Annotated in this window: 14 protein-coding genes; 4 read left to right on the forward strand and 10 right to left on the reverse strand. The window is 63.0% G+C overall.

Annotated elements, in window-relative coordinates; genetic code table 11:
* Positions 1-28: 28 nt before the first annotated feature.
* Positions 29-355 (forward strand): hypothetical protein, encoded by a 327-nt coding sequence (locus M2368_RS05040; protein ID WP_434690221.1) that lies wholly within the window; start codon positions 29-31, stop codon positions 353-355.
* A 106-nt stretch (positions 356-461) separates the two neighbouring features.
* Here M2368_RS05040 and M2368_RS05045 read toward each other — a convergent pair whose 3' ends face one another.
* From M2368_RS05045 to M2368_RS05055, 3 genes are read right to left on the reverse strand one after another with little or no spacing between them, the layout of a single operon-like run.
* Positions 462-1196 carry a glycosyltransferase family 2 protein gene (locus M2368_RS05045; RefSeq protein ID WP_498724084.1) on the reverse strand — a complete coding sequence of 245 codons (735 nt, stop codon included), beginning with the start codon at positions 1194-1196 and terminating at the stop codon, positions 462-464.
* Positions 1189-2559, reverse strand: a complete 1371-nt coding sequence (locus tag M2368_RS05050; RefSeq protein ID WP_105661186.1) for a PIG-L family deacetylase — start codon at positions 2557-2559, stop codon at positions 1189-1191. Before M2368_RS05050 ends, M2368_RS05045 begins: the two co-directional genes overlap by 8 nt.
* Entirely contained in the window at positions 2553-3614 is a 1062-nt protein-coding gene (locus M2368_RS05055; RefSeq protein WP_105661185.1) for an acyl-CoA dehydrogenase family protein, read from the reverse strand. The genes M2368_RS05050 and M2368_RS05055 overlap by 7 nt, the downstream gene beginning before the upstream one ends.
* A gap of 260 nt (positions 3615-3874) precedes the next feature.
* Here M2368_RS05055 and M2368_RS05060 point away from each other — a divergent pair, with 260 nt between their 5' ends.
* Entirely contained in the window at positions 3875-4066 is a 192-nt protein-coding gene (locus M2368_RS05060; protein WP_105657701.1) for a CsbD family protein, read from the forward strand.
* Between the two features lie 128 nt (positions 4067-4194).
* Here the strand turns inward: M2368_RS05060 and M2368_RS05065 are convergent, their stop codons facing one another.
* The 5 genes from M2368_RS05065 to M2368_RS05085 form a co-directional block, all read right to left on the reverse strand.
* Entirely contained in the window at positions 4195-4671 is a 477-nt protein-coding gene (locus M2368_RS05065) for a pyridoxamine 5'-phosphate oxidase family protein (protein ID WP_498724085.1), read from the reverse strand.
* A 102-nt stretch (positions 4672-4773) separates the two neighbouring features.
* On the reverse strand, positions 4774-5904 hold the full coding sequence (locus tag M2368_RS05070) for a YihY/virulence factor BrkB family protein (RefSeq protein ID WP_498724086.1): 1131 nt from the start codon (positions 5902-5904) through the stop codon (positions 4774-4776).
* Positions 5905-6036: 132 nt separating this feature from the next.
* On the reverse strand, positions 6037-8139 hold the full coding sequence (locus M2368_RS05075) for a catalase (RefSeq protein WP_498724087.1): 2103 nt from the start codon (positions 8137-8139) through the stop codon (positions 6037-6039).
* A gap of 234 nt (positions 8140-8373) precedes the next feature.
* Positions 8374-9594, reverse strand: coding sequence for an ammonium transporter (locus M2368_RS05080; RefSeq protein ID WP_105657853.1), 1221 nt, complete (start codon positions 9592-9594; stop codon positions 8374-8376).
* Positions 9595-9854: 260 nt separating this feature from the next.
* Positions 9855-10514 (reverse strand): hypothetical protein, encoded by a 660-nt coding sequence (locus M2368_RS05085; RefSeq protein WP_498724088.1) that lies wholly within the window; start codon positions 10512-10514, stop codon positions 9855-9857.
* A gap of 109 nt (positions 10515-10623) precedes the next feature.
* Here M2368_RS05085 and M2368_RS05090 point away from each other — a divergent pair, with 109 nt between their 5' ends.
* Positions 10624-11298 carry a DNA-3-methyladenine glycosylase gene (locus tag M2368_RS05090; RefSeq protein ID WP_498724089.1) on the forward strand — a complete coding sequence of 225 codons (675 nt, stop codon included), beginning with the start codon at positions 10624-10626 and terminating at the stop codon, positions 11296-11298.
* A 64-nt stretch (positions 11299-11362) separates the two neighbouring features.
* Here M2368_RS05090 and M2368_RS05095 read toward each other — a convergent pair whose 3' ends face one another.
* Both M2368_RS05095 and ftsY read right to left on the reverse strand, forming a co-directional pair.
* Positions 11363-13495, reverse strand: a complete 2133-nt coding sequence (locus M2368_RS05095; RefSeq protein ID WP_498724090.1) for an acyltransferase family protein — start codon at positions 13493-13495, stop codon at positions 11363-11365.
* A 440-nt stretch (positions 13496-13935) separates the two neighbouring features.
* Positions 13936-15117, reverse strand: a complete 1182-nt coding sequence (ftsY, locus tag M2368_RS05100; RefSeq protein WP_498724091.1) for a signal recognition particle-docking protein FtsY — start codon at positions 15115-15117, stop codon at positions 13936-13938.
* Positions 15118-15293: 176 nt separating this feature from the next.
* On the opposite strand from ftsY, the gene M2368_RS05105 reads away from it, so the two are divergent.
* Entirely contained in the window at positions 15294-16529 is a 1236-nt protein-coding gene (locus M2368_RS05105) for an MFS transporter (protein WP_426734597.1), read from the forward strand.
* Positions 16530-16637 lie beyond the last annotated feature (108 nt).

Raw genomic sequence — 16637 nt, forward strand, 5'->3', positions numbered from 1 at the left:
TGGCTGGACCCAAGGAATGCCAGTGGTCATGACACAGCCTTTGGAAGCGCTCGATGATGTGATGGGCCTGGTCTCGGTGCACAAGCGGCCGGTGCTGGTCGCGATGGTTGAACCGCAGAGCGAGGAACTGAAGTTCTTGCACATTTCCGAGCCGTCTCCAGTCTTGGAAGTGGTTCAGGCCAGCGCGCCGCGCAGCAAGATCAAGGATCTGTTCGGCCAGGCCGAGCACAGCGGAATGGCTGCATTCCGTGTGAAGTACTGGCAATACACTGCGCTCGCCCACGCGGTTCCACCTTTCGACGCCAGCAAGCTGGGACACAGGTACGCCACACAGGAGTCCGGCAGCAGCGTGTAACCGCAAGCACCGCCGCAACGGGCACAGCCCCCAGGGAAACCGCGCATCCGCGCAGATTCCCCGGGGGCTGTTCCTATGCCAGGGACCGGGACCCCTTACTTGGGCGCTACCGGGCGTGGAGCATCTGGTGATCCAGCGCGGCAAGATAGTCCGCGAAGCCCTCGCGCAACCGCCCGCGCAAGCGCCCCGAGGTGATCGCCTGCAGCCGGGCCGTGGCCTGGACCCGGTAGCCGGCGCGGCGCAGCGCCTCGACCAAGGCCACATCCTCCCGGGCCGCCAAGGGCTCGAAGCCTCCAACATCCAGATAGGCAGCAGCGCACACCCCGAAGTTCGCGCCGTGGATATGGCCATGCCCCTCGATCGGCTGGTAGGCCTGCTCCCATAAGGCGAAGATATGCTCATCGAGTTCGCCGCGGTCCGGTTCCACGGTTCCGGCCACCGCATCGGCCCCGCCGGCGTGCAGGGTGGCAAAGCCCTCCAGCCAATGCTCGGCGACGCAGGTATCCGCGTCGGTGCTGGCCAGCCAGATGGCGCTCGGGTCCGCGTCCGCGCCGACGCTGGCCAGGGCGTGGCGCGCCCCGGCAGCCCGGCTGGCTCCGACATTGCCGAAGCTGGCCTGCAGCAAGCTGATCCGCTGATCTGCGCTAATCTGCCGCTGGGCAACCTGTACCGTGCCGTCGGTGCAGCTATCGGCAACCACGATGGCCCGGACCTGCACCTGCGGGCGGGCACACGCCAACCGGTCCATGGCCGCACGCACCGAATCCAGGCAACGGCCCAGGCGTTCTTCCTCGTCATGGGCCGGGATGATGACCGCCATGGCCGCCAGCTGCCTACCCATGGGCACCAGCGGGCTTGCTCAGTATTTCAAGCAGGAAATCGGCCTCGCGATGCTCCACGATGCGCTCCCACCCCAGGTCTCCCGCCATCCGGTGCACATCCTCCCCGTCCAGCGGCCAGCCTTCAATGGGATGCAGCCAATGGCAGAGCACCAGCTCTCCGCCGGCTTCCAGTGCGGCGGCACTGGCGGCGAGCACCTGCTCCAATTCGTCGGCGGCCAGGAAATAGCCGATCTCGCTGAGCACTACCAGCTGCACGCTTCCCGGCTCCAACTGCGGAAATTGCCGAGGCACCGTGGCCTGCAGCAAGCTGACATGCTCCATTCCGGCCACGGCACGCCGGGCCTGGGCTAACGCGGTAGCGCTGGCATCCACCGCCAGCAGGCTGGTGCTGCGGCGGGCCAGCTCGGCGCTCTGCACCCCGATGGAGCATCCCAGCTCCAGAACCGCCGCATACTGCTCCCGGGGCAGGGAGGCGAGCAGGATCTGCTGCTTGCGCTGCTCATAGCGGCTGCTGCGGTACTCCCACGGATCTTCGCGCTGCCCGTAGAGCTCCTCGAACACCACCGGAGCCGACGCGGCGTCCTTGTGGCCAGGCCAGGTGGCGCGGAAGATCTCGGCGCCGCGGGAAAAATGCTGAAGGAAGCCTTCGCTAAGGAGGACCTCGTCTCCTGGCAGGGCGGACAGCGGCCGGGTTTGGGAACGGTGGGCCTCCAGGGCGCGGGCCTTGGCATCCGCGCTGGATGCATCCAGGGCCAGCCGGCGCCAATGCCTGAAGCTGGGCTGCCGGCCCGGTTGCGCCCAGTGCCAGAACCAGATGGGGAATTCCAGATGGCAGGCATTGTGCGCCAGGGCCCAGTCCGCGGCGAGCAGGCCCAGGATTTCGTGGTCCGGGTGCCCGTCGCCGCGGTAGGTGCTGGCGATCAGGCAGCGCTCGCCGGCGTGCTGCTCAAGGGCTGCGCGGATCGGCTCCTGCTGCGCTTCGAGTTTCCCGTCGCCCAGGCCCAAGCAGTGCAGATGCAGCGTTCCGCTGCGCGGTCCTTGTGCGCGCAGCGTGTCCATGGCCTCGGCCAGCTCGGCCTGGCGCAGCGCGGCCAACTGGGCTGGGGAGTGTGTGGTGGAATCCGGATGCGAGGCTTCCCCGAAGCTGCAGACGATCACGTGGACATCGATCCCCCGGCCAAGGGCCATGCGGATCAGCCCTCCGGCTCCCAGCGTCTCGTCATCCGGGTGGGCGGCCAGGACAACCACCGATGCGATTGCGTGGAAGAGCTTCTCCGGATCCAGTGCGGCGATCCGCTCAAGCCCAGCCTGCTGCCAGCAGCTTGCAGATGTTCCCTGGTCCTGATGCGAGAAGTTCACCATGCGCTGCCACTTTCCGTTCCGGCGCGGTCCGCAATCAACTGGCCCAGCGCCGCGTCGTCGCGGGCCGCGTGGTGCTGGCGCAGATAGATGCCCAGATCTGCTGCGCGCCGCGCATGCTCCTCATCGGCGGTCAGCGGGCCCGGGCCGGTGGCTTGGCCGCTGAGCTGCAACACCCGCTCGCAGGCCCCGGCCACCTGGCCGCGGATCCGATGGGCCGAAATGGCATCCAGCGTTCCGGCATCGGCCAGCCCGGCGGCCTGTTCCAGCAGCGCGGCGCAGCCGGCCAGCAAGCGGTCTGCTTCGCCGAGCCAAGCCAGGGCCAGCTGATCCGGGGTGCGCGCTTGGGCGCTGCGCAGCAGATGGCGGTAGATTCCCACCGCTGCCCCGAACCAGCAGGCGGCGACGCCAACGCCCCCGACAGCGAACCCGGGACGGGACAGGTACCAGCCGGCGTCTTGCACCGGTTGGGCCGGCACGCCGGTGAAGTTCACGCTGCCGCTGGGCAGCTGCGCCATGCCGCGGCTGACCCAGGCATCCGGTACCGGTTCAACGCCCGGATGCCGCAAGGAAACCATGAACAGCCGGCCACCATCGGGCGTGGGGGCGGTGACCAGGGCATGCGTCAGCTGCGCGGCCAACGAGCACCAGGGCTTGATGCCATTCAGCTCCCATCCCCCGCCGGACTGGCGAACGGCTTCCAGGGTGGCGTTGGGCGGCTGCGCAGCGAAAACGCCCCATGCAGTGCCGCCCGGCCACGACATGCCCGCCTGGCTCAGGATTCCCGCGGCATCCAAATGCGGTTCCAGCGTCCTGGCCGCGACCAGGTCGGTGGCGGCCACGGAGGCCAGCAGTTCCCACAGGCGCTGGGTCTGTCCGGCCGCTGGCACCGGAGGTTCCTCCCCCGAGCTTTCCAGCGTACGCAGCATCGCTTCCGGGTTGCCCTCGCAGCGCACGGCGGCCGCACGCACCGCGACTTCGGCGCCCCACCATGACTCGCTGTTGCGGGGGCGGGATCCTGGTTCGGCTGCACTAAACGACACCGGCCACTGGTCCATCGACTCTCCTTCTCTGCGCGGAACTTTTGGCCAGTCTAGGTCACGGCCCATTCGTGCCCGGCCCAGCTGAATGACTCCTGATAACCGCAAAGGACAGCGCAACGCGGCGAGGCAGCTTATGGGATTGGCCGCCGCGACGGCGGCGCTTTGATGATCTGCAAAGTTGGCCGCAAGCAAACTTTCAGCTTCGGGACCCCGATTTGCAATCTGCCCTATAGTTCAAATTGTCAGTAACCAGATCCACACAGGAGGTAAGAATCATGGGAATTGGAGACAAGATCCAGAACAAGGCCCAGGAAGCATCTGGCAAGGCCAAGGAGGCCTACGGCGATGCCACTGATAATGAGCGCCTGCAAGCCGAAGGCGTGAAGGACCAGGCCGCCGCCAAGGCAAAGCAAGCAGGAGAACACGTCAAGGACGCCGCCAAGGATGTCAAGGACGACCTGTCCTAAACCGCACCACCAGCTATGCCCCATGGATACGAATCCATGGGGCATAGCTCTGTGCCAGGCAATGTGCACAGCGATACGGCCGCTGCTCCGGGAATTCGGGGCAGCGGCCGTTGCCGGTTTTCGGCGCCCTAGAGTTCGACGCTATTCGAGTCCCCGGGCTCGGCAGGTTTTCCGGTGAGCTTCTGCTTCACCCAGCCGGCCACCAGGCTCGCTGCCCCACCGGGGTTCTCCCAGTATTCAGCGGAGTCGGCATCGACGCGCAGCAGCACTGTCTGCGCAGATTCCGGGCCTTCGCTGGCGAAGGTCTCCACCGCGGCGTTCCACAGTTCCTTCTTCTTGGCGACATCGAGCACCACCTCGGCGTGGCCGCTGACCGACACCCACGCCTTGGATCCGCTGAACGCGGCATTGACCAGTCCCTGGGCCCGGATTTCCTGGACAATCCCGGCGTCGGCGGTAGAGAAGAACCAGAGCTCTCCTTCGTCGGTGGCTTCGATCAGCGCCAGGGGCCGGCTGGCCAGCCGTCCAGCGCTGTGGGTTGTGACCATGGCGATCCGCAGGTCCTGGATGATGCTGATGACTTTGCTTGCCTCGTCGTTGGCCATGATGAGCTCCTTTGTCTTGGAATGATCTGGTCGTTTCACACGCTACCGAGGTGCTGGCCCGCGCCAAGGGGCGCCCAGGCGATTGCCAGCTTCGGCTCCTGCTCAGCTTTCCGGGTTCCGCCTGGATTCCGGATCCGCTTGCTCTTCGGCGTCCAGCTCGCTGGCGAAGCGCAGCTGCCGCCCGTCGCTGATGTCCTGCTCTTCTTTTTCCTCCTGCTTCATGCTGGCCTTGGTATCCCGCGGCGGAAGCTGGACCGAGCGCTCGGCGGCAATCCCCGCCTGCAGCTGGCGCCCGCGCTCGGCTTCCGCGTCGAAGACCGCGCCGAACAGCAGCGACAGGTTGGCGATCCACAGCCACAGCAGCAGCACGATGACCCCGCCGATGGCGCCGTAGGTTTTGTTGTAGTTGCCGAAGTTCGAAACGTAGAAGAAGAAGCCGACGGTCGCCACCGCCAGCACGAGCAGCGCGATGGCCGAGCCGAGGCTGATCCAGCGGAACTTCGGTTGCTTCACATTGGGAGCCCCATAGTAGAGCACTGCCACCAGCACAATCGCGCACAGCACGATCACCGGCCATTTGGCGATGTTCCAGATCGCCACCGCGCCCTCGCCCAGCCCCATGGCGTTGCCCAGCGCCTGGGCCAGCGGACCGGAGACGATCAGCAGCATCCCCAGCACGGATACGGCCACAAGAAGCACCAGTGTCAGCAGCAGCATCAGCGGGCGCAGCTTGTAGAACGGGCGGCCTTCGGCCACCTCGTAGATCTGGTTCATTGCCCGTCCGAACGCCCCGACATACCCCGAGGCGCTCCATAGCGCACCGACCAGACCGGCAATCAGGGCCAGGCCTGCCGACGGGGCCGATGCCAGCTGCTCGATGGGCTGGCGCAGGGTTTCGACCACTTCCTTGCTGGCCAGTTCCTCGATCAGCGAGAGGATGTTGCGGGTCATGTTCTCCGCCTGGCCGGCAACTCCGAGCAGGGAGACCACGGCCAGCAGGGCAGGGAAAATGGAGAGCATCGCGAAATAGGTCAGCGAGGCGGCCATATCCGTGCATTTCTTCCGGGAGAATTCCCTGATGGAGCGCTTGGCCGCGTATTTCCATGACCTGGAGTGCATATCCGGCGGGGAATCGGGTTTGGATTCGGCATCGGGTCCAGGAGCGTGCCGGGCTTTGGCAGCGGTTTCGGCCGCGTTCCCGTTCCCGGCATGGCTTTCGGTTCCTGAAGGCATTTTGCACCTCTTTTCATCAGCTATCTGTGCCAGTTGATTGCCGCCGGCCCTGCTGCTGGGCCAGGCCGGCGCGGCAGGCGCATCGAGTCATGCACCTGCCGCGCCACCTGCTTGGCCAGCTGGGTCGCGCTGCTACTCGGCGACCGGGAAACGCTCCCACGCGCGGTGGGTGGACAGCAGCTGCTCCGCGCTTTCGGCAACCGCCGAAAGCTCGACCAGCGCGATGCCCGGCGCGTCATCCTCCAGGCCCACCGCTTGCAGCAGGCCATCGGAGAGCCCGTCCAGGGTGATGATGGCCTTGTTGTGCCGGTAGGCCTCTGCAACCAGCAACGCCACGCGCGGGTCGATGGGAACCGCGCCTGCCCCCATGGCTCCGGCCTTGGCATCCAGCGCAACCGCGGCGTCCGGGGCCGGCGGCAGCGGGCCGATGAGCACCAGCGCATCGAATTCGATGGAGCGCGCCGTCAGGTAGGTGCGGTCGATGGGCAGGTCCGGGGCCACCTCGCCGCCGGAGGCCGAAACGAGCAGCGGGGACATGCCCCGTTCGGCCAGCGCCTGGGCTATTGCCGGCACGTGCTGGTGGTTGCCGCTGTTGAACACCACCCCGACCTTGCGCCCGTCCACCGGCCAGGATTTCCCGATCTGCGACAGCGCGGGGCTGGCCACCGGATCATCCAGCTGCACTGCGGCCGGTGCCGGCAGGCCCAGTGCCTGGGCCACCCCGGCGGCCAGCTGGGTATCGATCTTCGCCAGGCATTCCACCTGCCGCTGGCGGATCGCGGTATCGGTGCACTTGCCCAGCTCAAAGGAGTAGGCCTGCTGCACATGGGCGCGCTCCACGGCCGAGAGACTGATGTAGAACAGGCGGGCCTGGCTGTAGTGGTCCGAGAAGCTGGCCGGCTCGGAACGCACCTTCTTCCCGGAGGCCACAGGCTGCGGGAAGTCCAGCGGAGGCTGCTGGCCAGAGAGAACCTGCGACATGTACGGGCAGCCGCCATCCAGCGAGTTCGGCTTGTACGGCGCGATGCCCTTGGGCACCCGGTGCTGGTGGAAGCCGTCGCGGAACATGTCGTTGACCGGAGAGTCCGGCGAGTTGATCGGGATCTGCGCGAAGTTCGGTCCACCCAAGCGGGTCAGCTGGGTGTCCAGGTAGGAGAAGAGCCGCGCCTGCAGCAGCGGGTCGTCGCTGATATCGATGCCCGGCACCAGATGCCCGGGGTGGAAGGCGACCTGCTCGGTCTGCGCGAAGTAGTTTTCCGGGTTGCGGTCCAGCACCATCTTGCCCAGCGGCTGGACCGGAGCCAGTTCTTCTGGGACGAATTTCGTCGGATCCAGCAGGTCGATGCCCTCGAAGACCCCCGAACCGTCGTCGGGGAAAATCTGCACGCCCAGTTCCCATTCGGGGTAGGCTCCGGCATCAATGGCTTCGGCCAGATCGCGGCGGTGGAAGTCCGGATCCGCGCCGGCGGCCAGCTGGGACTCTTCCCAGGCCAGCGAGTGCACGCCGAGCTTGGGCTTCCAATGGAACTTCACCAGGGACGCTTTGCCCGCCTCGTTGACCATGCGGAAGGTGTGCACGCCGAAGCCTTCCATCATGCGCAGCGAGCGGGGTATTGCGCGGTCGCTCATCTGCCACATCACGTGGGCTTGGGCAGGGGTATGCAGGGAGACGAAATCCCAGAAGGTATCGTGGGCCGATTGCGCCTGCGGGATCTCGGTATCCGGGTGCGGCTTCGCGGCATGGACGAGATCCGGGAACTTGATGCCATCCTGGATGAAGAACACCGGGATATTGTTGCCCACCAGGTCGAAAATGCCCTCTTCGGTATAGAACTTCGTGGCAAAGCCGCGGGTGTCGCGGGCCGTGTCCATCGAGCCGCGGGAACCGACCACGGTGGAAAACCGCACGAAGACCCGGGTCTGCTTGCCCGGCTTGAGGAAATCGGCCCGGCACAGCTCGGAGGCGTTGCCGTAGCTGATGAAGGAACCGTGGGCGCCAGCCCCGCGGGCATGGACCACGCGCTCCGGAATCCGCTCATGGTCGAAATGCATGATCTTCTCGCGCAGGTGGTGATCCTGCAGCAAGGTGGGCCCGCGCTCTCCGGCTTTCAGCGAGTGGTCGGTATCGCTGACGGGAGCTCCCTGGTTGGTGGTCAGGAATTCGCTGTCCTGGCCGGGGCCGGACAACACCGGTTCCCCTCCCGGGCTTGCTTGCTGTTGTGGTTCGCTGGCCATGGCACTCTCCTAACTGCTTGGGAATAATCGGCTGGTGAATGCCACGCTAGGGGCCGGTGCACCGCTGATGCCAGCGCACTAGGCGATTCCCATGATTTACACATGTGCCCGGCACCGGGCGTGAACACGCCAGGACCGCCGGTGGCTGCATGGCCCACCGGCGGTCCTGGTAGGACGTTTCAGAAACGCCCTGCCCCTCGTGCTTGTGTTGCGTTATTTTCCAGATTCCGCTCCTTACTTGGAAACCAGCTGGTATCCATTTTCGTTGTGCTCCGCCTCGTCGATCCCGGCAATTTCGATATCTGCCGCGACACGCCATGGGCTGAACTTTCCAATGACCGTGGCGATGACCCAGGTCATCACCGCGGAGAAGACCATGACCACAATCAGGGTGGCTGCCTGGGCGATCAGCTGTGCGACGCCTCCGCCGTAGAACAGTCCGCCAGCGCTTTCCTCGGTTGGCAGGGCGAAGAAGCCCAGGAACAGGGTTCCGATCAAGCCGGCGACCAGGTGCACGCCGACAACATCCAGCGAGTCGTCGTAGCCCAGCTTCCATTTCAGGTTCACTGCCCAGGCTGCACCGGCGCCAGCCAGGACGCCCAGCAGCATCGCGGCCCAAGGGGCCACATCTGCGCAAGAAGGGGTGATGGCGACCAGGCCGGCCACCAGGCCGGAGGCGACACCCAGCGAGCTGGGGCGGGAACCGCGAAGCTTCTCAACCAGGATCCAGCCAAGGACGGCCGCACCCGGAGCTGCCAGGGTGTTGACCCAGATGAGTCCAGCCTGCTCGACGGTGGTCGCCGCACCGGCGTTGAAACCGAACCAGCCGAACCACAGCAGGCCGGCACCGAGCATGACCAGCGGGGTGTTGTGCGGCTGCGGACGATCGTGGAAGTTGTGGCGCTGGCCCAGCTTCAGGGCCAGGACCAGGGCTGCGATACCTGCGTTGGTGTGGACCACTGCGCCGCCGGCGAAGTCAATGGCTTCGCCGAAGATGCTACCCAGGAATCCGTCTGCGGAGAGCAAGCCTCCACCCCAGACCCAGAAGGCCACCGGTGCGTACACCAGGGTGACCCACAGCGGGACGAAGAACAGCCATGGCGCAAAGCGGGCACGGTCGGCGATTGCTCCGGAGATGATGGCTACCGAGATCATGGCGAAGGTACCGGCGAATCCGGCGGCGAGCAGCTCGGACTGCTCGGTATTGTGCATGGCGAAGTCGCTGATTGGATTGCCGACGATTCCGGCGATGGCTGGTTCCCCGGCGGAGAACGAGTAGCCCCAGAGCACCCAGACGACGGCGGTGATCGCCGCGGCGGAGAAACTCATCAGCATCATGTTCACCACGCCGGTGGCGCGAGTCATGCCGCCGTAGAAAAGTCCCAGTGCCGGTGTCATCAGCAATACGAGTGCGGCAGCTATCAGGATCCATAAGCTGGCTACATCCAACTCCATCTGGATCACTTCCCCTCAAGGTATTCGGTGTATCGGTGGTGTTATGACTATCTAACGCGCCCGATGTTTCCGAACGCTCGCTGCTTCGTTTCCGCCGTGTATCAAGTTCCTGCCGGGGGTAACGTTTGCTTCTCGGCAATGTTTCGCCGCCGTTTCGAACAGTTCACGGTGCTGCTGGCCGACGGTCAAAAGAACAGCCCGGCATCAGCAGAAAGTGCTTTCTGCTGATGCCGGGCTGGCGAGGCGGACGCCGGCAGCGGCTACAGCCGCTTGATCTTCACGACCTGGAACTTCGGCACCGTAGTGGACCCGCCGATGGTCGTGTCGTAGCTCAGGGATCCGGTCACCGTGGCGGTGATTTGGACAATGTCCTCGGCCACGATGTCATCCAGCGCCTCGCAGTCCGCCAGGCCGTCACCGGCAGTGAACATCGAATTGTACTCGTAGTCGTATTTGCCCACCTGTGCGTGGCTCAGCTCGGCACGGAAGGTGCAGGGACCGGTCGCGGAGTCGAACTGGGTGACCAGACCGTAGAGAATCACATTCTCATCGATGTGCGAGTCCGGTTGCTTCACGATTTGCGCCAGAGCCCGTTTGGTGACCTTCTTGGCCTTGTTGGCCTTGGCTTTTTCCGCCGCGGCCTCAGCTTCCCTGTCTTCCTTTTCCTGTGCCTTGCGTGCCTTCTGCGCTTCTGCGGCCGTTGCGCGTTCTTCCTCGGCTGCGCGAAGCTCTGCTGCTTCTTCCTCGGCCAGGGCCAATTGCGTTTCGGTTTCTGCCAGCTGGGCTTGCAGTGCTTCCTTTTCAGCAGCTATGGCTGCGTTCGAGGCTTGCGCAGCCTCGAATTCTTCTGCCGATACCCCGCAGGCAGCCAGCGATAGTATTCCGGCCAGTGCGGTTGCAGTTACTACGGTCCTTTTCATGCTCATTCCCCATTTCACGAGTGCGAGTTGCTTGAACCCCCAAGTTTCAAGTACCGATGATCCTTACAGGGGCCGGGGACAATTTAGCTGGAGCAGGCACACTGGAAGCATGGACCGATCTTTCTTCTTGCCCGATGCCTTGGACGTTGCGCCCCGGTTGCTCGGGGCAGTGCTCACCGTGGATTCCATTGACGGACCGGTCAGCGTGCGCATCACCGAAACCGAAGCGTACATGGGCCTGGGAACCGCAGGGCCCTATGACCCGGGCAGCCACTCGAAGGACAGGAAAACCGAACGCAACGCGTCCATGTTCCTGGAACCCGGGCACGCGTACGTGTACTTCACCTACGGAATGCACTACGCCCTGAATTTCGTTTGCTCACCGCCAGGAGCTGCGTCCGGGGTGCTGATACGTTCTGGCGAAATTATTTCCGGCGCCGACCTGGCCCACGCACGAAGACTGGAGAAGCGGCCCGTCCGCTACGCCCGCAATCCCATCCCGGAAATCCAGCTGGCCCGTGGACCGGGGAACTTGGCCACCGCATTGGGACTCACGAGACTGGAACATGACGGGCTGGATCTGTTCGCTGCCCCCTTCACCCTCCATGCTGCCCCTGGTCTCCCGGAGGCTTTGCGCACCGGACCCCGCGTTGGCGTCGCGGGGATAGCCGGCGGACCGCAGTTCCCCTGGCGATTCTGGCTGCCCGATGAGCCGAGCGTTTCCGCTTTTCGCCCGGGCCGCGATGCTCCTGGGGCAGTCATGGGCATCAGGAATCAGAAATAGGCTCTGGCTGCAACGCAATTAATGCGTTGAAGCCAGAGCCTATCGAGCAAGGTGCCGCAAAGCCCTATGCTGCCGGGAACAGTTCCTTCGAATCCAGTTCCTTCTTCAGCCGGGATTCCAGGGTCTGGGATAGGGACTCGGCAAAGGTTTCGGTCAGGTGCGAGTGGTCCCAATAGGCCACGATGCCACCGACTACCGCAAAGCAGCGTCCGTCCTCGCACAGCTGGTCATTCATGTCGACGTCGATAATATTCGGCTTATCCAGGGCCTTCACCGCGTCGGCTTGCGGATCCATCGGAATCCATTGCTTCGCCTCGCCACTGCATTCGCTGAATTCGCCATCGCTGGAGGCCACGCAGTCAGGCACATTCTCCACGGTCTCCCCCGGGAAGGACGTATCCCGGATGACCGCTACAGCGGCGCCGGTGCCGGCCCAGTCCTGGAGAATCTTTTCGTAGGCCTTCTGGGCAGGCTCAGCGGTGTTTTCCATTTCGTATCCGGAAACCGGAAGGGACTGGCGGTTGGAGCTGATTACCAGATCATAGTCTTCCTTTTCGATCTGCTTGGTCACCCAGCTGCCATAATCAGCGCAGCCCTTTTCCCGTGCCTTGGAGTCAAAGACCTGGGGTTCGCCCATGACGGCGCATCGGCTGGCCAGATAGGTATCAATACTCCAGCCATTCTTCTTCGCCATAGGTTCCAAGGCAGGAATCCACTGGCCTGCATGCGAGTTTCCAACCAGTGCTACCTTGATCTTGCCATCACCGTAGTTGCATACCGGGCGGTCCTTGTAGTCGGCGTCCTGGCTGGCGAAGCAATCGTCCTTGTAGACAACCGGCTTGTCGGTCTTCGCAACTACCGGGGCGGGAGCCACCGGCTGGTAGGCCGTCTCGATATTCACTGCTTCACCGCATGATTCACTGAGCGACGCGGCACCGAAGCAGTCTTCGCCCAGCTCCTTTTCGACCTGGGCCAAGGCCTTGTCGACGTCTTGGGCGTCATTGATAATGCGTTCGGTGTTGAGGTAGAAACCTCCCGCAACCAAAGCCAAGACGAGGCTGCCCGTGGCAAGGAAGCGTGGCGCCGTGAGCAGTACCGAGGCGTCAATGAACTTACGGAATCGAACCTCGACAAGCTTCTGCGTCAAAACAGCCAAGACCAGCGTCAAGGCCAGGGCAATGATCTTCTGGGGCCATTTGAAGTCATCCACCATGAACGGCATCAGGATCAATAGCGGCCAATGCCAGAGATAGATGGCATAGGAATTGTCACCGAAGAACTGGAACGGCTTGCTGCTCAAGAACATGTTCGGCGAGTACTTGTGCGTGGAATGGCAGAGCAGGATCAGTGCGGTGCCGAATACGGGAATCGCTGCAATGTATCCGGGGAATGGCATCTGCCCGGTAAAGGCCACCGCGCTGAATGCGATGGCAAGGACTCCGCCCCACGACCCGATCAAGCTCATCGCATCCTTCTTGGCCGCATGCGCACGCGTTCCCAAGGCCGCCACCAGGGCGCCTGCCGAGAATTCCCAGACTCGGGTAAAGGTCGAGAAGTATGCGCTGCCCGGTTCAGTCGCGGTTGCGTATAGCGAGTATCCGAAGGAAATCAAGAAGACGGCGCTGATCCCGGCCAACGCGGCGGTTGCCGGCTTGATTCCGGACTTGATGGCAGCAAAGATCAGCAGGCCGATCAGAATTGGCCATACGAAATAGAACTGCTCTTCTGCAGACAGGGACCAGAAATGCTGGAAGGGGCTTGGAGCTTCGCCTTCGGCAAGGTAATCGACCTTGGTCAGTGCCAGGTACCAGTTCTGGAAGTAGAACGTCGCGGCCACCGCTTGCAGTCCCCAGTCCTGCCACACCGTGGACGGTGCGAAGAGCCAGATGCCCAAGACGCTGGCCAGGATCACCAAGAAGGAGGCGGGGATCAGCCGCTTGACTCGCCTCATCCAGAAATTGACGACATCGCCAATGTTTTTCGGCGGCTTGGCGAGCAGATGCGAAGTGATCAGGAATCCTGAGATCACGAAGAACACGTCGACTCCGACGAAGCCGCCGGGCAGATAGTGCCCCCAGAAGTGGTACAGCACAACAACACCTACGGCGATGGCGCGCAGGCCCTGGATGTCCATGCGGAAAGCTCTGGGCTGAGGGTCCTGCTTGACTGGTATGGGCAGGTCTTGGTTCGACGACACTTCTGAATGGATCCTTTACCGGCTGGTCTGGCCGCACGGGGGCATCCAGAATCAACCGGAGTATCCCTCATGCAGTGCGTACAGATTGAAGGGACACACTTCCCCAGAAAACATCTTTACCCAAGTAATCTGGACGTTTTCTGTAGCGCTGGTCACTGCTTCCTTGGGTGACCTGCGGCCAGAAGGCGCCGGAAAAGTTCCATTCACTCACTGACTAGATCTTTTCCGTGGAGGCCCCAAGGAGAGTTTCGGACCCGGGATCGAGTGGTGTGACTGACCTCACTGCAAGATTTCCTTGATTCCAACCCCTGTGTGCGCCCCATGGCCCAACAGGAACAAAACCGCTCTGTGCAGGAATTGCAGATGCGCAGCGCCCGCTTAAACAAGATCTCCCCGCCGCAGGAAACGACGGGGAGATCAAGAAAATATGGAATTATCGATTAGCCTTCGAGCAGCGCGTCCACGAAGTCTTCCGGGTTGAATGGCGCGAGATCATCCGGACCCTCGCCCAATCCCACGAGCTTCACCGGAACACCGAGCTGACGCTGGATAGCCACGACGATGCCGCCCTTGGCAGTGCCATCGAGCTTGGTCAGCACGATGCCCGAAACGTTGACAACCTCGGAGAAGACCTTGGCCTGCTGCAGGCCGTTCTGCCCGGTAGTCGCATCGAGGACCAGCAGGACTTCGTCAATGGTGGCCTTCTTTTCGACCACGCGCTTGATCTTGCCCAACTCGTCCATCAGGCCGACCTTGTTCTGCAGGCGGCCGGCGGTGTCGATCATGACAATGTCGACTTCCTGCTCGATGCCCGCGGAAACGGCTTCAAAGGCAACGGAGGCCGGGTCGGCGCCATCGATCTCGGAACGCACGGTAGGCACGCCCACGCGGTCGCCCCAGGTAGCCAGCTGCTCGGCGGCGGCCGCACGGAAGGTATCGGCGGCGCCCAGCAGGACGTCCTTGTCTTCAGCAACGAGAACTCGCGCCAGCTTGCCGATGGTGGTGGTCTTGCCAACACCGTTGACCCCGACCACCATGATGATGCTTGGGCGGTCCGGATGCGGTTCAGGCAGGTAGCTGCGGTCCAAGCTAGGATCCACCAGCTTGAGCAGTTCCTCGCGGAGCATTGCCTTGACGCGAGCCGGGTCCTTGCTGCCTTCAATCTTCACTCGTTCACGCAGTGCGTCAACAAGCTCAAGCGCAGGCTCGGTACCCAGGTCTGCCATCAGCAGATTTTCTTCAATCTCTTCCCAGACATCCTCGTCAATCGAGTCTTGGCTGAGCAGGGCCAGCAGGCCCTTGGAGAACATGCTGTTGGATTTGGTCAGTCGCGCACGCAGCCGGGCCAGACGGCCCTGCACTGGTTCTGGAACATCGAGCTGTGGCGCAGCAGGTGCGGCAGGCTCTTGGACCGCGGCAGGCGCATCGCTTGCACCGGCAGTGTCCGCTGCGGCATCAGTATCGCCCTCAGCACTCTGGCCAGCTGGCAAGTCGTCTGCATCGCGCTCTGACGTATACGGAGTCTTGGGCTTGCGGCCCTTGGTGACGAAGGCAATGACGCCAATGGCCACCACGGCAACAACCGCGACAATGATGATGGTTAATATAAGCGAATCAGACACGCTCTAAATCGTCTCATATCTCCAACGATTTAGGGATCATATGGCAGGCAGCACCAGCATCAGCACATTTTGCATTCAAGGCTAGACTGGCAGGTGGGTTGCTTAGCCCCGTTCGTCGTTCCAGAAAGGCTGAGGGTTACTGCTCGCTGAGCGGCAGAACCATCTGTTCAATTGATATGGCATTGAAAACCACCCGTGCTGCCAAGGCGCCCATCCCCCAAGAGATCAGCGTATTGCTGGTTGCGGCATTCATCATCGCATTGGGTTTCGGGCTCATCGCCCCCATCTTGCCCCAGTATGCAGTGAGCTTTGATGTCGGCAACGCGGCCGCCACTATTATTGTCAGCATTTTCGCCTTTACCCGATTGATTTTCGCACCGGTAGCAGGCGTCCTGGTAGGCAAGCTCGGCGAGCCCAAGATCTACGTCACCGGTGTTTTGCTGGTTGCGGTATCGACTTTGCTTTGCGCTGTGGTCCAGGACTATACGCAGCTATTGATTGCTCGTGGACTGGGCGGGTTCGGGTCGACCATGTTCACCATTTCAGCCATGGCATTAATTGCGCGCCTGGCTCCGGAGAAATCCCGCGGACGCATCTCGGGCTTGTACGCCGGCTCGTTCCTCTTGGGCAACGTCTTCGGCCCGGTTCTTGGAACCTTGCTTGCCCCGCTGGGCATGCGTATTCCGTTCTTGATTTACGGCACCGCCCTGGTCATTGCCGCAGGCGTGGTCTACATGGCCTTGGGCCGTCGCCGCGATCTGGATGCAGATGCGGCAAACCCGCGATCAAGGCATTCCGATATTGAAGTGGTGACCACCCGCGAGGCGCTCGTCTCCCCCGCCTACCGGGCGGCATTGTTCTCCGGGTTCAGCTACGGCTGGCTGGCGTTCGGCGTGCGCAATAGCATGATCCCGCTTTTCGCCTTGGCCGTGTTCGGCCAAACCATGGGTGCCACGGCCGCCGGAATCTCCATGACGGTGTTTGCCATCGGCAATGGTTGCGCGCTGGTGTTCTCCGGTCGCCTGACAGACAGCATTGGACGCAAGATCCCCGTGGTCCTTGGCATGAGTGTCCTGCTCGTGTCCATTGGCGCGATGGGGTACTCGACGTCCCTGGTTGGCTTCATCGTCTTCTCGGTCCTGGCAGGCATTGGCGGCGGGCTGCTGGGCCCAGCACAGCAAGCGTCCGTGGCTGACGTGATTGGTTCCGGCCGCAACGGCGGCAAGGCACTGGCCGGATTCCAGATGTGCACCGATCTAGGCTCCATCATCGGCCCGCTGCTGGCCGGGGCCATGGCCGACATGATCAGCTTCCAATTGGCCTTCAACATTTCGGCTGTCGTGGGCCTGGTCGGAGTGATTGCCTGGCTGTTGGTTCCAAAGACCATAAAACCCGTGGAATTGGCCGATTAAGCAATTCCGCAGTTTTAGATTTCCCCTGGCTTTCGCGCCGATATTAATTCCCGGAATCTTGCCGGGAAACATCGGGTAGATATACTAGCAATGGCTTTCGCCATTTCA

Source organism: Arthrobacter sp. JUb119, from assembly GCF_024807995.1.
Lineage (GTDB): Bacteria > Actinomycetota > Actinomycetes > Actinomycetales > Micrococcaceae > Glutamicibacter.

What these genes read in the sequence shown, in the direction of transcription:
- M2368_RS05055 (WP_105661185.1), bottom strand. Translation starts at nt 3,614, where the DNA reads ATGGACCAGTGGCCGGTGTCGTTTAGTGCAGCCGAACCAGGATCCCGC.
- M2368_RS05090 (WP_498724089.1), top strand. Translation starts at nt 10,624, where the DNA reads ATGGACCGATCTTTCTTCTTGCCCGATGCCTTGGACGTTGCGCCCCGG.
- M2368_RS05050 (WP_105661186.1), bottom strand. Translation starts at nt 2,559, where the DNA reads ATGGTGAACTTCTCGCATCAGGACCAGGGAACATCTGCAAGCTGCTGG.
- M2368_RS05075 (WP_498724087.1), bottom strand. Translation starts at nt 8,139, where the DNA reads ATGGCCAGCGAACCACAACAGCAAGCAAGCCCGGGAGGGGAACCGGTG.
- M2368_RS05045 (WP_498724084.1), bottom strand. Translation starts at nt 1,196, where the DNA reads ATGGGTAGGCAGCTGGCGGCCATGGCGGTCATCATCCCGGCCCATGAC.
- M2368_RS05080 (WP_105657853.1), bottom strand. Translation starts at nt 9,594, where the DNA reads ATGGAGTTGGATGTAGCCAGCTTATGGATCCTGATAGCTGCCGCACTC.
- M2368_RS05085 (WP_498724088.1), bottom strand. Translation starts at nt 10,514, where the DNA reads ATGAAAAGGACCGTAGTAACTGCAACCGCACTGGCCGGAATACTATCG.
- M2368_RS05105 (WP_426734597.1), top strand. Translation starts at nt 15,294, where the DNA reads ATGGCATTGAAAACCACCCGTGCTGCCAAGGCGCCCATCCCCCAAGAG.
- M2368_RS05060 (WP_105657701.1), top strand. Translation starts at nt 3,875, where the DNA reads ATGGGAATTGGAGACAAGATCCAGAACAAGGCCCAGGAAGCATCTGGC.
- M2368_RS05065 (WP_498724085.1), bottom strand. Translation starts at nt 4,671, where the DNA reads ATGGCCAACGACGAGGCAAGCAAAGTCATCAGCATCATCCAGGACCTG.
- M2368_RS05070 (WP_498724086.1), bottom strand. Translation starts at nt 5,904, where the DNA reads ATGCCTTCAGGAACCGAAAGCCATGCCGGGAACGGGAACGCGGCCGAA.
- M2368_RS05040 (WP_434690221.1), top strand. Translation starts at nt 29, where the DNA reads ATGACACAGCCTTTGGAAGCGCTCGATGATGTGATGGGCCTGGTCTCG.